This is a genomic window from Chromobacterium sp. CCUG 30098 (assembly GCF_059916605.1).
In genome coordinates this window covers 136,280-149,161 of sequence record NZ_JAUCGS010000005.1, presented here as the reverse complement: position 1 = coordinate 149,161, position 12,882 = coordinate 136,280, and the positions used below count along the sequence as shown (strand labels likewise).

Sequence of the window (12,882 nt, the reverse complement as noted above, 5' to 3'; positions counted from 1 at the left end):
CGTTCTCCTTTAGGCATGGGCCAGCGCGGATTCAATGCTGGCGGCTAGTTTCAGGGTGTGATGATCGCGGTTGTAGAGCCCGCTCACGCTCAGGCCGATTTGCGGCGTCAAGGGGAGGCTGACCGCGCAGCCATCCAGCAGGTTGATGATGCTGGTGTTGCGTAGCACCAGGCTGTTCAAACGGGTGAACGTGGCGTCGTCCTCCAATTCGGCCAGCGTGGGCGGGAGAATCGCCACGGTGGGCATCAGCCAGGCGTCGGCCATGGACAGGCGGCGGGTGGCGACGGCTTGCAGCGCGCGGCGCTGTTCGAGTATGTCCAAGTAGTCGGCTGCGCTTTGACTGGCGCCCGCGCGGATGCGGCGGGCGATGCGCGGATCATAGGAGCCGCCGTCTTTTCCTGTCAGCCGCGCGTGATGCCAGCGCCAGGCTTCGGCTGCGACTAGGCCGCCCTTGGCGTTGATGTCGGCGATCTGTCGCAACTCGGGGAAGTCGAAGCGGATGATTTTGGCTCCGGCACGGGATAAGCGGGACAGGGCTTGCTCAAAGGCCTGGGCCACGGCGGGATCAAGCTGATCGGCGACATAGTCTTCGCTTACATAGAGCCTGCGCCCATTGAGGCTGGGCAGAATGTCTTGGGAGAGCGCAGGTGTCCCGCCAACCCGAAGCACGGCGTCCATCATCGCGCAGCAGGACACGGAGGAGGCGAGCGGCCCAATCGAGTCCAGCGACGGCGACAAGGGCAGGCAGCCTTGTTGCGGCACGCGCCGCGCGGTGGGCTTGAAGCCGGTCAAGCCGCAAAAAGCGGCGGGGATGCGGAGCGAGCCGCCGGTATCGGTGCCCAGCGCGGCGGCGCTCATGCCCTGCGCCACGCTGACCGCTGCGCCGGAACTGGAGCCGCCGGCAATGCGCGTCGGATCGCCGGGGTTGATCGGGGTGCCGTAGTGCGGGTTCAGTCCCAGGCCGGAGTAGGCGAACTCGCTCATATTGGTGCGGCCGAGCAGCACCGCGCCGGCTGCGCGCAGCCTGGCTACCGCCTGCGCGTCTTGGCGGGCCGGCGGCTCATTCTTCAGCACCACGGAGCCGGCGGTGGTGACTTGGCCCCGGACGTCGAACAGGTCTTTGACCGATATCGGGATGCCGGAGAGAAAAGAGGGATAGTGCTTGGCCGCATCAATCTTGTGGGCGGCGGCCAGCGCGGACTCCGCATCAAGCTGAAGGAAGGCGACGCCGCCATCCTCCCGGTGACGGTGAATCGCGTCGAGCGCGTGTTCGGTCAGCGCCACGCTGCTGGTGCGCCCCTGGCGCAAGGCCAAGTGCAGCTGCGTCAAGGTCGGCCTCATGTCGCCACCTCCAGCGTCTTGACGCGGTAAGCGTGGCGCAGCGTGCGCCCCAGCACCGGGTCATGCAGTTCCATTTCAAACGCTTCGCCATGGCCCAAGGAGCCGTTTACCGCCAAGGTGCCGCAAAACAGTACGCTGCCTGTCGGCAGCGGCCGGCCCTGGCCATAGCGTTCGATCAAGAGCCGCGGATGCAGCAGCTGCGCGGTGCCGCCCTGCTGGTACAGCTCGCGTACGCCATTGCGTTCCCGCCAGCATCTCATCAGCAGTTGGTCCCAGTGCGCGACGACTTCATTGAAACGCCAAAGCTCGGCGCTGATCGGCTTGGCGCACATCTGTTTGGAGACCGTCACATCATAGGCTTCCACCTGGCGGTCGGTGTGATCGGAGCCGACGCCGACGAACAGGCCGTCGGCATCGGCGAACAGCACGCATTCGACTTCGCCGGAGGAGTTTTCGCGCGGCACTTCCAGTTCGGCGGCGGTCGTCAGCAACTGGTGCGACAAAGGATAGAAACAAGGCGTGCTTGCCGGGGGGCGCACCCCCAGCGCTTCCAACTCGCGGATATGGTGCTCCACCGCGTGTTGATCCCGCCCGGCCCAGCCGGCGATGATTAATTGCTGTGGGGAAAACCTACGTGGGCCTTGGCCGACGACATGAAGTTCCAACATGGCTGCCTCCTGGCTAGATACTGCGGGTGGTATTGCGCTTGAACTCCTCGATGTGGTGTTGCATCAATGCTTGCGCGCCGGCGACGTCCCTGCGTTCAAACGCCTCGACAATGGCGAGGTGCTCGCGGTGGACCTGCTCAAGATGGTCGGGGGCGGAGAGGGACAGGAACCAGAAGCGAGCCTGTTTTTCGTGAAGGGCGCGTAGCAATTCGGCCAGCGTGCTGTTGCGCGCGGCGGCGGAGATGGCCATGTGGAACGCCACATCCAGTGCGGCCAGACCGGCGATGTCGCGCTGAGCGATCATGTCGGGAGTGCGTTCAACGATGGACCGCATGGCGGCAATCTCGCCGTCCGTTGCGTTGTTGACCGCCAGCCCGACGCAGAACACCTCGTTTAGCGTACGCACGGCGACCAGCTCCATTAGCAGATCAAGCGACAGCGGGGTAATCAGCAAGCCCTTGCGCGGCAGAATCGCCACCCAGCCATCCACCTCCAGCCGATGCAAAGCCTGATTGATCGGTCCGCGGCCCAGTCCCAACAACTCCATGATGCGAGACTCGTTCTGGACTGCGCCGGGCGTGAATCCAGGCTCGCAATGGATGATTCGGTGTTTGATTTCCGCATAGGCCGATTCTCGCTGCGCGGCGCCCTTGGTGATGTTCGTCATCTTGATTCGCACTCGTGAATGATGAGTGAATCAACCCTGATCTATCAGGCTGCGGATGGTCAAGCCAGCGTGGTCCGCGTGATCTTAAACAGGCCTCTCCGTGATGACGGTTTCGCTTACGGCCTCAAGCGGTGCCTGCTGAACTTCGGCATAAAGGTGTTGGAAGCGGGCGGCGTAGTCGTCCAGTACCTGGATGGACAGGCCCGCCAACAAGTACTGATGGGAGGCTGGGGGCGTTTGGGACTGGAGGGCGGCTAGGGTGGAGCGTAAGAGGGCGAAGCAGTTGAAGGCCATGGCGCAAGCGTCCAAGGTTTGGGACAGCTGGCGCTGTTGTTCCTGGCTTGGGGCCGGGGGCGGTTTGGCGAGAGTCGAGGGAGAGGTCATTGCGGTCTCCAAGTCAGCGTTGGAAACCTGTCCGGCGAGACTTGGACAGGCGCGTGACAAGGTTGGAAGACCGGTATCCTAGATCAAAGACCGGTAGTTCACGAGGAACTCCCTGCCACGGCCTGTCCGAATGGGCACAGCGTGGCAGCAGACGTAGTTGTGCCAAAGCTGACACAAACGAGTCTGCGATCTAGGATTTTTGGGCTTCCAAACCCTGCGCGGCGTTATTGGGCGCTGCGCGACACAAAGGGTACTGAGGCGGGGGTGGGGCGTCAAGCTGATGGCGGGGCGGATTGTTTTTGTTGGGACTAATGGATTGGGGAACGACAGGGGTTGGCCGTTTAAGGCTGGGGCGCAGGCGTCAAATTTAGTGGGTTCTGTGGGAAAAGTTGTAGAAGTTCGGACTTGATCTGGCAGCCTTCCGTTTTGACGGCGCCCGATTGTCAGTTCAAATCAGAACTTTTACAGATGAGCGCTTTCATCGCCTGTGCCCGGCTAGCGGCCAGTTCCGCGTCGGCTTTGAACAGCTTGATCAGAGCGTTGTCATTTATTGTTGTGCTCAAGTAGGTGCATCTCTTGTTTCGCTGGACCCTGCGCGCCTGGCCCGGGCTGCCGCCCTTCCACCTGCGGTTTGCGGGCGGATTGAAGGTCGGGGCGGAATTAGGGCATCATGTGCGGCCCGCGTCGTCATGCCGGCCGGGCTCGGCGGGCGTGGTGGCCTAGCATGGATATTCCGCAATTGTAACTTTGAGCGATGACAGATCAACGCCCTTGCACTCAAACCCTGCTGACGGGTTTTCGCATCGTATTCCGCCTCCAGCTCATAGTGTTGGCGGTATCCTGCGTGATGAGCTGGCTCCAGTACCATGACCCGCATGGCAGCATGCATCAGGATTTGACCGGGAGCGGCGTGCTGCTGCTGGGCATCAATCTCATGGCTTTTCTTATCGGCTGTAGCGTGTTCCTGCAGCGGGTGCGGCTGGATTGGGTTGGCCGCAAGATCGCTTATGTGGGTGTGGAAACAGAATATCGCTGGCGCGAGGTTGATGTTGCCGCTATTGATGCCATCCGTTTTCTGACGCATGGTCAGGGCAATAGAGGGGCGGTGGATCGTCTGTGGCTGAAAGCCGACGCCCATCCGCGTGGTGGCTTGGTGCTGCTCGATTCTCGCATCCGCCCGCTGTTCTGGCGGCGGCCCTCGCCCTTCTTCTGCGCGGTGGTGGATTTCGTCAGGGAGCAGAATCCCGAGGTCAGCCTGCCGCAAGCGCTGGTGTAGTGTTGTAGCCGCGCAATGGCGGCTTGATTTCATTTGGGAACGACGATGCCGGAATACTCGAATCTGCTGGCCTTTGCGCTGGTCTCCTTGGGCATGGTGGCCACCCCGGGGCCGAATATGATGTATCTGATCTCGCGCTCCATTTGCCAGGGCAAGCGGGCCGGGCTGATCTCCTTGTCCGGCGTGGCGCTGGGCTTTGTGTTCTACATGTTGTGCGCGGCGCTGGGCATCACCACCTTGCTGCTGGCCATCCCCTATGCCTACGACGCTTTGCGCTTGGGCGGCGCGGCGTATCTGCTGTATCTGGCGTGGCAAGCGCTCAAACCCGGCGGCAGCTCGCCCTTCCAGCTGCGCGAGCTGGCGCCGGACAGCGACCGCAAGCTGTTCATGATGGGGTTTCTGACCAATCTGCTGAATCCGAAAATCGCCGTGATGTATCTGGCCCTGTTGCCGCAGTTTCTGTCCAAGGCCGGCGGCGACGTGTTGTCCCAATCGCTATTGCTCGGGTTCACGCAAATCCTGATCAGCGTCAGCGTCAACGCCTTGATCGTGCTGAGCGCCGGCGCCATGGCCGCGCTTCTGGTCCGGAAACCGGCCTGGGGCGTGGTCCAGCGCTGGATCATGGGCACGGTCTTGGGCGGCCTGGCGGTCAGGATGCTGTTTGAAAAGCCGCGCTGACGCGATTGAGCGCTTGCCGGCGAGAAAAACAATGCGGCGGCCCCGTTGAATGGGGCCGCCGCATTGTTTCAGCCTAAGAACCGGTTCATGGCCTGCCGCGCGTCGGCGGGATGGATGGACAAGAGCGTTGAAAACCGCTCTTGCTGGCCAGGCGCTTAGGCGGGGGGAGCCTTACTGCAACACGCCGTTGATCGTGTAGCGCAAAGTGCCGCTCGCCGCGGGAACCGCCTTGCTGGCCAGCGCTTTTCCGCCGCAAACCACTTTCGCGTTTTGCGGCTGCAAGGCGCTGGGCACGTTGACGTGGAATTTGTTCATCACCTCGCCGTTGACGCGCGTGCTTTGCAGTTTGAACTTCAGCTGCCCGCTGGCGGTGTCGACCTGCAACTGGCATTGCGCGGAGGACGCCGACGCGCCGTCATCCGGGTAGCTATAGCCGTAAGCGCCGCGCAGGGCCGGGTAAATATAGGAGGTGAGTTTCATCTCCGGGTCGTAATACCCCAGCAAGGTGGTGACCGGCACGCCAAAGCGCTGCGGCTTGCGGTCGGTTTCGATGGACTGCGTCTTGACCCACAGCCGGCCGTCGGACACGAAGTGATTGTCCCCGCTGCGGCCCGTTATCGTAAACGTCTGGCCGGGCGCTAGCAGGCTGGTGGCGTAGGTGGCGCGGTTGTCTATGGTGATGAGCTTGCCCTTGTTGGCGGCGCTGGCCGCCGGCGCCTTGACCTCCCGCGTCCAATAGCCGTCTTCCATCTTGATCAGCGCGCGGTCAGCCTTGCCTATCGCCTCGGCGAGATAGGCCTCGCTCAGTTTTTCCAGCGGCACGGTCGCCGTGTCCGGCGCGATCCGGTGAGGGTAGGGCTGCATGCTTTGGCTGGACGCGTTCCACAGGCTGAAGCCGGTGGCCGAGGCGGGGTCGAACACCGGCTTGCTCTCCAGGAACTGCTGAATCCGCTTGGCCACATAGGGCGTATACAGTGTGAAGCGGTTGACGGCGCTCATCGGGCTGCCGCCGGCCATGGCGTCCAGGCCGTAACTGCGGCCGGCGAAGGGCGTTTGGCAGGGTTTGCCTTCCGGCATGCAAGTGTCTTGATTGCTGACGACGCCGCTGAAGTTGGGAAGGAAGCGCTTGAGGTCCGCATCCCAGCCCCAGCTGGAGTTGATTGCCCCGGCGGGACGGTGAACCGAACCGTCGAAACCGCCGACATAATGGCCCAGACCGTAGTTGTGGCCCACTTCGTGGCTGAACTCGTTGCCCAGGGACGCGTCCAGCGTGACCACGCCGCCGCCGCCGGAGCCGCCGTGCACTTGCACGCCGTTGGCGTATCGGCCCTGGCTGTTGTGCGCGGTCAGCAAGGCGGCGGTCAAGGGGAAGTCCGCCCCGCGGCCGGCCGTGCTGTTGACGCCGTAATTGGCGTAATTGATGCCGGTGGAAATCAGTTCCTTGCCGATGTCCTCCCGCATGGTGCCGGTATGCCAGCCGCCCTCGCTGGGGTCTTGTTGAGTCAGCCGGCTGCCGTCCGGCAGCATCACTTCTTTCAAATGGACGGGTTCGTACTGGGCCACCAGCAGTTGATTGAGCGGAACGGTTTGCAGGTACTCGCGATGCGCGCCGGGATCGTTGGCGAAGGCGAAAGCCCGGCGCGGCTCCACCAGCATGCCGATGTCTATGGTGTTGATCAGCAGCTGGGTGGCCGGGCCCACTTCAAGCTTGGCCAGGGTGCCGGATTTCGACGCGTGGCTGAACTGCAGGGACATGCCCGGCTTTACCCAGGCGGCCGGCAGGACGGCGCTCCAAAGGTTTTGCGCGTAGACGATCCGGTTGTTGTCCAGCTCTCCTTGGCGGAACCATTGGCCGTTGACGTATTTGAACAGCAGGGTGTCGCCGCGGCTGACGTCCACCGCGCGCGAGCTGTAGCGCACCGTGGAGCCGTAACCGGCCTGGGACTGGAAGCGGATCATCTTGCCTTCGAAGGAGGCGTCGGCGGGCAGATAGGCGGTCTTGACCCAGCTGCCGTCCGCGGTCTGGATATTCACCATGGCGTTGGCGCCGAGCTTGCCGCGCAGGAAGGCGCCGTTGGGGTCGTCGAGCTTGGCCAGATCGGCATTGCTGCTGATGGTGGTTTGAGCGCCTGACGGCGGCGTGAAGTCAATGCCGCCTTCCGGCGCGCCGTCGACGAAATACGCCGTCTTGGGCTGTTTGTCGGGCGGATTCAGCGACAGCGTGCCCAGCGTGGCGCCGCTCTTGTCCTTGACGGCGACTTGCAGCGGCTTGTCGGCGCTGATGGCGGAAATCGGGCGCAGCATCAGCAAGGCTTGGCGTCCTGCCACCAAATGCGGCTGGCTGTCTCCGGGAACGCCGGAGCCGGCCGGCATGATCTGGCTTTGGGCGACGGACACCTCGCCCTCAAAGGCGCCGCTTAGATCATTGCGCGGCGCGACGGCGTTGAACGGCCAGGCATTGGCGACGGCGGCATAGCCGGCGGCCTGCCCGGCCAGCTGTTTTTGCGCGTCGTCTTCATTACAGCCAAATAAAGAAACCCCGATCAGCAGACTTGGAATAATAGCTAGGCGCATGTTCTCTTTCCCTTATATGAATGAGGGTGGTTGACATTTGGATCCATAGCCGCGCAGCTATCAGCAGTGACTGGACCTTATGCGGTAAGTTTCTGGATGGGGGTGGTTTTTGTGAATAATGCCGATTATTTTAACGCGGCATTTTGTTTTAAAGATGACTGTATTTATTGGTTTTTTCGTTGTGGATGCTTGGAGGTTAATTGCGGCGTGGCGGTTTTCCGTCTATTTGATCCCGCCGTGTTTTGGCGGTTTGATCGTCCCAGGTTTTAAAGGACGGCAGCTTGTTTGATGTGAATAGAGAGAGCGGTGTTTTCTTGGCTTTTATGGAAGACGAAATTGTTCTTTCATTGATTTTCCGGCAGTTTGATTGTCAATGAAATAATGACAACGCCAAGAGGCTTAGCGATGACAACAGCGCTTCCTTACGGCGTTGAAACCCGCTTCAAAATGCTTATGCGCCAGGTGTGGATTCCGCTTTCTCCTCAGCGGTTTTCGCTTTGTCTCGCTTGTGCTCGCGAGACTGTGAACCGGCTCCAAGGCCCGCCTCCTCTTGGCGTTCGGCTAGCCGAATAAAGGCCGGCCGCCGGTGGGAGGCGTCGCAGGCCGGTTCGGCCGCCGCGGGATGTGAAGGGCGGTGCGGTCTTGGACTCAGTCCAGCTCCGGGTCTTGCTCCACCAATTCCAGGCGCGCCACCACCGCGTGCGGCGGCAGCAAGGTGCCGGGAGACAGCACGGCGTTGGCGCCGATGCGGCTGTGGTCGCCCACCAGGGCGCCGAATTTCTGCGTGGGCAGGGTCCAGGCCTGCTGGCGGCAGCGCAGCGTGATGGTCTTGTCGCGGCGCTCGTTCCAGTGGTTGGCGATGACGGCGCCGGCCTCCATATTGATGTCCGCGCCCAGCACGGAATCGCCGACGAAGTTGAAATGGGCCAGCCGCGAGTAGGGGCCGATGACGCAGGTTTTGAGTTCGCAGCCCGGTCCCACCGTCACGTCGTTGGCCAGCGCCACGCCGCCGCGCAGATAGGCGTGGGCGGCGATGCGGCAATTGGGGCCGATCAGCAGCGGGCCTTTGAGGACGGCGCCGGCTTCGATCGAGGCGCTGCGGTGGATGGCGATGTCGCCGTCCACCGCCCAGTGCGCCGGGTCCAGCAAGGCGTTTTGCCGCGCCAGGCTGTCGGGCAGCCGGCCAAGCCAATGCCACGGCGGCTGGGCGCGGTCCAGCCAGGGAAAGTGGGTGAGCAAGTCGGCGAACAGCTCGGCGGCGAGGGCGGAGGACATGGTTGAGCCTGTTGCGTAAGGAGATTTGTATTGTAGGGCCGGCGGCGCGAGGCGGCCAGAAGGCCGGCCGTCGCGGCTTCAGATTTCGTAGACCCAGCTGATGGAGTCGCCGGGGCGCTCCACTTGGGAGGATTCCAGGCTGAACAGTTCCATTTTGCGCAGCGGCGGCGAATACAGATGCAGGGTGACCAGGTCTTCGCCGTAGGGCTGGAGGTTGGAGATCTGGTGGATGTCCAGATGGCTGTTGACGGTCAGGCTGCCGCTTTCCAGGCGGTGGGATTCCACCGCGTACACCAGGCCGTGATCAGTGCGTTCGAACACGGTTTCGGTGGCGGCGCCTTGCAGCACGCGCAAGCCGCACAGGCTGCCGCGGTGGTTGTGGATGCGGCTGCGCTGGGTGCTGCGCCAACAGAGCAGCAAGAGTTCGCACCAGGGGCTGAGGTAGATCTGGTTGCGGCGGTAGCGTTCGTCGCTGAATTGGCGGAAGGGCTGCAAATCGTCCGGGCCGAGTTGCAGCGAATCGTGAAACAGCCGGATCTGCTCGATGTTCAGATTGGCCTGGTAGGCGTCCAATTGCCGCAAGGAGGCGGCCAGGCTGGGGCTGAGGGGGAAGGCGGACTGCGCGGCGGCGCATAAGGTGTCGTTCATCGGTTTCTCCTTTGGCCGGCGCGGCCGCGGACAGTGGGTTCTGTCCGTCGGGCTGGAGCGCGGGCGGCGTTTTTCTGACTGGGCCCGCGCCGGCAAAGTTCGCGGCGGCGGGGCCGCGGCTATGGATTCGGTATAGCCGATGGGGCCGCGGCCCGGCTGCCTGAATGGGCAGGTTTCAGCCGCTCGGCACGCCGGACGCCTCGCCGTGGCGCCGCAGCGCGGAGCGCGTGCGACGCAGGCCCAGGGCGATGGCCAGCGCCAGCAGCGGCACCGCGGCGGCGGTGGCCAGCTCCACGTTGAGCGGCAGGCCGGCGGCCTTGGCGCCTTTGAGCAGATAGCCGATCAGGCCGGCGCTGTAATAGGTGATGGCGGCGATGGACAGCCCTTCCACGGTTTGCTGCAGGTGCAGCTGCATGGCGGCGCGGCGCTCCATCGAGGTGAGCAGTGCCTGGTTCTGCCGTTCGCGGCGGATGTCCACGCGGGTGCGCAGCAACGCGGTGGCGCGGTTGACCCGCGCCGCCAGTTCGCGCTGGCGCGCGGCCACGGCGCGGCAGGTGTCCATGGCCGGCGCCAGGCGGCGTTGCATGAATTGCTGGAAGGGCTGCAGGCCGTGAATCCGGCGCTCGCGCAGCTCGGCGACGCGGCTGCGGACAATGTCGTAATAGGCGAGGGAGGCGTTGAAGCGGTGATCGGTGCGGGACAGCGCGTTTTCCGTCGCGCCCGCGAGCTCGGTCAAGCGGTGCAGCAGTTGGGGCTCGCTGTCGGCGCCGGCGCCGCTCATGGCGCCGGTGAGCTCGGCCAGCTCCTCGTCCGCCTTGGCCAGCTCCGGGGCGATGCTCTTGGCCACCGGCAGCGCCAACAGGGCCAGCATGCGGTAGGTTTCCAGCTCCAGCAGGCGCTGCAACATGCGGCCGGCCTGGCGGCGGCCCATATAGAGGTCCGCCAGCAGATAGCGGGAGAAGCCGTCCGGGTGGATGCGGAAATCGGTGTAGGCGCGGCCGGCGCCGTCGCCTATCTCCGCGCCCGCCAGATCGTGGCCGTTGAAGCACTGAGCGGCCAGATCCTCGATGCGCAGCGGCAGCGCGCCGGGCGGCAACAGCGCGGCGTGGGCGGCCACCAGCACATTGCCGGGCAGCAGCGGCAGCCAGGCCGCCGGCAGCGCTTGCAGCGCGGGTTGGGCGAAGGGGCTGGTTTCCGCGCCGTGGGCGAGGATGGTGAAGCTGGAAAATTCCCCGTGCCGTTCCCAGCGCACGCGGCCAAACGCGGCGTCCAGCTGAAACTGGCCGGTCCCGACGTCGGGCGCCGGCTGTCCCAGTTGCAGCGCCAGTTCCCGGCATAACCAGTTTTCCTGTTCGCGGCTGATGTGGCGGTGCAGATAGGCCAGATAGCTGACGCGGTTGTCGGAGGCGATCTGCAGCGCCGGCCTGGCGTGGGCTTCGCGGTTGAGTTGCCGGCGTTGCGGATGTTCGTTGAGGCGGAGGCGGGGCGGATCGGAGAGTTCGGCGGTCATGGCGGGCTCCGGTTGCGGGCGGGCAGTCTTCAGCATAAAGCGTTTTATGCTGCAATGCAGCATATTTTGACGCCGGATTGTTTCGCCATGAATAAAGGGCGGCCGCGGCCGCCCTTTAGTTTTGTTCTCGGTCTTTAAATCCGCGTTTTGCCCGCCTTGCCTTGGGTTGATCACCGTTCAGCTTAAACCCGCTCACAAAACCCCTGATCCTGCGATGCGCCCCCTTGTCGTACGACGGGCACTGTAGTTTCGCGGAAACGTCGTTTTAGCTGCGCGGCTACAAGGTCGTCTGCGTCGGCGCGCTGGGGCTCGGCTTATCCACGAGGTTTTGTTCGCGGCTCTGAATCGGGCGCTGGTCTGTTATGGCTGGCTGGCGACGGCGTCAGGCGCAACCAGGGCAAGCGTCTTGCCGTGCCGCCTCATCAGCAGGTAGTAAGTCGATAAGCCCAGCCCGCAGCCGATGAACCAATTGAAGTTGGCAAGCGTTTCCCATGAGCTGAAGGTAATGATCAGGCCAATGAGCACGGAAGGGGCCAAGGCGTAAAGGGCTTTGGGGTTGACGCCGTTTTGATACCAGTAACGGCCTCCGGGCTGATTGCTGTAGAGGTCGTCGACGTGGATGACGCGATGACGGATGAGGTAGAAATCGGCAATCAGGATGCCGAACAAGGGACCGATAAAAGCGGCCAGCACGTCCAGCGTATAGTGGATGACCTGAGGGGAGTTGAACAGATTCCAGGGCGTGATGAAAATCGAGGCGAAAGCCGCGATGAAACCGCCGGTCCGCCAACTGATGTGCTTGGGGGCGATATTGGAAAAGTCGAAAGCCGCGGAAACGAAATTGGCCACGATGTTGATGCCAATCGTGGCGGTGACGAAAGTGAAGCCTCCCAGCACGGCGGCCAGGGTATTGTCGATCTTGCTGACGGTTTCGATGGGATCGGTAATCATGCGGCCGAATACGGTCAGGGTTCCGGAAGTGATGACCACGGTGACGATGGAAAAGGCCAGGAAGTTGACCGGCAGGCCCCAGAAATTGCCGCGTTTGACCTCTTTGAACGTTTTGCCGTAACGGGAAAAATCGCCAAAGTTGAGCATGGGGCCGGAAAAATAGGAGACCACCAGGGCGGTGGCGATCGCCATCTGACCCAGGGCGAGGAGGCCCTGATGGCTGGTTTCGCTCAGCGTGGGGCTGATATTGGCGGGGCCCGCCCGCCAGACGACCCACGCCGCGAGCAGCAGCATGACGGCGTATACCGCGGGGCCGGCCCAATCGATGAATTTGCGGATGGACTCCATGCCATGCCAGAACACGATGGCCTGCAGCGTCCACATGATCATGAATCCCAGCCAGCCAAGGTAGGACAAGCCCAGCAGACTGCCGTGGGCAAGAACTGCGAGCTGAGGGAAGAAGCGCAGCAGTATGATGTTGAGCGCGCTGGATGCCAGGAAGGTCTGGATGCCATACCATGCCACGGCGATCAGCCCGCGGATGACGGCGGGCACGTTTGCGCCGTATACGCCGAAAGACATGCGACAGACCACGGGGTAAGGGATGCCGGCTTGCTGGCTGGGTTTAGCCACCAGGTTGCAGAATAGGTTGACCAGGCAGATGCCGATCAGCAGGGAGAGCAGAACCTGCCAGACATTGAGGCCTAGAGCGAACAGGCTGCCGGCAAACACATAGCCTCCAACGCTATGCACGTCCGACATCCAGAAGGCGAAGATGTTGTACCAGTTCCAGTTCTGCTGCTTGAGAGGTCCGAGATCTTCGTTGTATAGCCGGTCGCTATAGCGGGCGGGGTGTTGCTCTGACATAGGGTGACTCCTGGTGGGGGTGAGTCGCTCCTTTTTTTGTCTA

11 protein-coding genes are annotated in these 12,882 nt (G+C 63.0%); 3 read left to right on the top strand and 8 right to left on the bottom strand.

All coding sequences use genetic code 11. From position 1 onward, the window contains the following. Window positions 1-9: 9 nt before the first annotated feature. The 3 genes from QUG03_RS13200 to QUG03_RS13190 are packed head-to-tail and all read right to left on the bottom strand — an operon-like array spanning window position 10 to window position 2,676. Complete coding sequence (locus QUG03_RS13200) at window positions 10-1,341, bottom strand: amidase (RefSeq protein WP_500820185.1); 1,332 nt, start codon at window positions 1,339-1,341, stop codon at window positions 10-12. Next, complete coding sequence (locus tag QUG03_RS13195; protein ID WP_107800299.1) at window positions 1,338-2,009, bottom strand: DUF2848 domain-containing protein; 672 nt, start codon at window positions 2,007-2,009, stop codon at window positions 1,338-1,340. The genes QUG03_RS13200 and QUG03_RS13195 overlap by 4 nt, the downstream gene beginning before the upstream one ends. A 13-nt stretch (window positions 2,010-2,022) precedes the next feature. Beyond that, entirely contained in the window at window positions 2,023-2,676 is a 654-nt protein-coding gene (locus QUG03_RS13190) for a GntR family transcriptional regulator (protein WP_500820184.1), read from the bottom strand. A gap of 18 nt (window positions 2,677-2,694) precedes the next feature. On the opposite strand from QUG03_RS13190, the gene QUG03_RS13185 reads away from it, so the two are divergent. The 3 genes from QUG03_RS13185 (at window position 2,695) to QUG03_RS13175 (ending at window position 5,014) form a co-directional block, all read left to right on the top strand. After that, a complete protein-coding gene (locus tag QUG03_RS13185; RefSeq protein ID WP_500820183.1) occupies window positions 2,695-2,934 on the top strand; it encodes a hypothetical protein in 240 nt (79 codons plus the stop codon). A gap of 880 nt (window positions 2,935-3,814) precedes the next feature. After that, window positions 3,815-4,336 (top strand): hypothetical protein, encoded by a 522-nt coding sequence (locus QUG03_RS13180; RefSeq protein WP_488905322.1) that lies wholly within the window; start codon window positions 3,815-3,817, stop codon window positions 4,334-4,336. A gap of 45 nt (window positions 4,337-4,381) precedes the next feature. Next, the gene (locus QUG03_RS13175) at window positions 4,382-5,014 is read left to right on the top strand and encodes a LysE family translocator (RefSeq protein WP_107800295.1); all 633 of its coding nucleotides are present in this window, start codon (window positions 4,382-4,384) and stop codon (window positions 5,012-5,014) included. A 171-nt stretch (window positions 5,015-5,185) separates the two neighbouring features. On the opposite strand, the gene QUG03_RS13170 is transcribed toward QUG03_RS13175, so the two are convergent. The 5 genes from QUG03_RS13170 to QUG03_RS13150 form a co-directional block, all read right to left on the bottom strand. Next, on the bottom strand, window positions 5,186-7,588 hold the full coding sequence (locus QUG03_RS13170) for a M66 family metalloprotease (RefSeq protein WP_500820182.1): 2,403 nt from the start codon (window positions 7,586-7,588) through the stop codon (window positions 5,186-5,188). Between the two features lie 648 nt (window positions 7,589-8,236). Continuing rightward, window positions 8,237-8,863, bottom strand: coding sequence for an LbetaH domain-containing protein (locus QUG03_RS13165; RefSeq protein ID WP_107800293.1), 627 nt, complete (start codon window positions 8,861-8,863; stop codon window positions 8,237-8,239). A 78-nt stretch (window positions 8,864-8,941) separates the two neighbouring features. Next, window positions 8,942-9,511, bottom strand: coding sequence for a cysteine dioxygenase (locus QUG03_RS13160; protein WP_107800292.1), 570 nt, complete (start codon window positions 9,509-9,511; stop codon window positions 8,942-8,944). 175 nt (window positions 9,512-9,686) lie between these two features. Next, complete coding sequence (locus tag QUG03_RS13155) at window positions 9,687-11,021, bottom strand: DUF3422 family protein (protein WP_500820181.1); 1,335 nt, start codon at window positions 11,019-11,021, stop codon at window positions 9,687-9,689. A gap of 360 nt (window positions 11,022-11,381) precedes the next feature. Next, the gene (locus tag QUG03_RS13150) at window positions 11,382-12,839 is read right to left on the bottom strand and encodes an NCS1 family nucleobase:cation symporter-1 (RefSeq protein ID WP_500820180.1); all 1,458 of its coding nucleotides are present in this window, start codon (window positions 12,837-12,839) and stop codon (window positions 11,382-11,384) included. Window positions 12,840-12,882: the final 43 nt, after the last annotated feature.

Bases quoted from the DNA above. Each gene is read 5' to 3' on its own strand.
- QUG03_RS13170 (WP_500820182.1), bottom strand. From the start codon at position 7,588: ATGCGCCTAGCTATTATTCCAAGTCTGCTGATCGGGGTTTCTTTATTT.
- QUG03_RS13200 (WP_500820185.1), bottom strand. From the start codon at position 1,341: ATGAGGCCGACCTTGACGCAGCTGCACTTGGCCTTGCGCCAGGGGCGC.
- QUG03_RS13155 (WP_500820181.1), bottom strand. From the start codon at position 11,021: ATGACCGCCGAACTCTCCGATCCGCCCCGCCTCCGCCTCAACGAACAT.
- QUG03_RS13160 (WP_107800292.1), bottom strand. From the start codon at position 9,511: ATGAACGACACCTTATGCGCCGCCGCGCAGTCCGCCTTCCCCCTCAGC.
- QUG03_RS13180 (WP_488905322.1), top strand. From the start codon at position 3,815: ATGACAGATCAACGCCCTTGCACTCAAACCCTGCTGACGGGTTTTCGC.
- QUG03_RS13190 (WP_500820184.1), bottom strand. From the start codon at position 2,676: ATGACGAACATCACCAAGGGCGCCGCGCAGCGAGAATCGGCCTATGCG.
- QUG03_RS13175 (WP_107800295.1), top strand. From the start codon at position 4,382: ATGCCGGAATACTCGAATCTGCTGGCCTTTGCGCTGGTCTCCTTGGGC.
- QUG03_RS13165 (WP_107800293.1), bottom strand. From the start codon at position 8,863: ATGTCCTCCGCCCTCGCCGCCGAGCTGTTCGCCGACTTGCTCACCCAC.
- QUG03_RS13185 (WP_500820183.1), top strand. From the start codon at position 2,695: ATGATGAGTGAATCAACCCTGATCTATCAGGCTGCGGATGGTCAAGCC.
- QUG03_RS13195 (WP_107800299.1), bottom strand. From the start codon at position 2,009: ATGTTGGAACTTCATGTCGTCGGCCAAGGCCCACGTAGGTTTTCCCCA.
- QUG03_RS13150 (WP_500820180.1), bottom strand. From the start codon at position 12,839: ATGTCAGAGCAACACCCCGCCCGCTATAGCGACCGGCTATACAACGAA.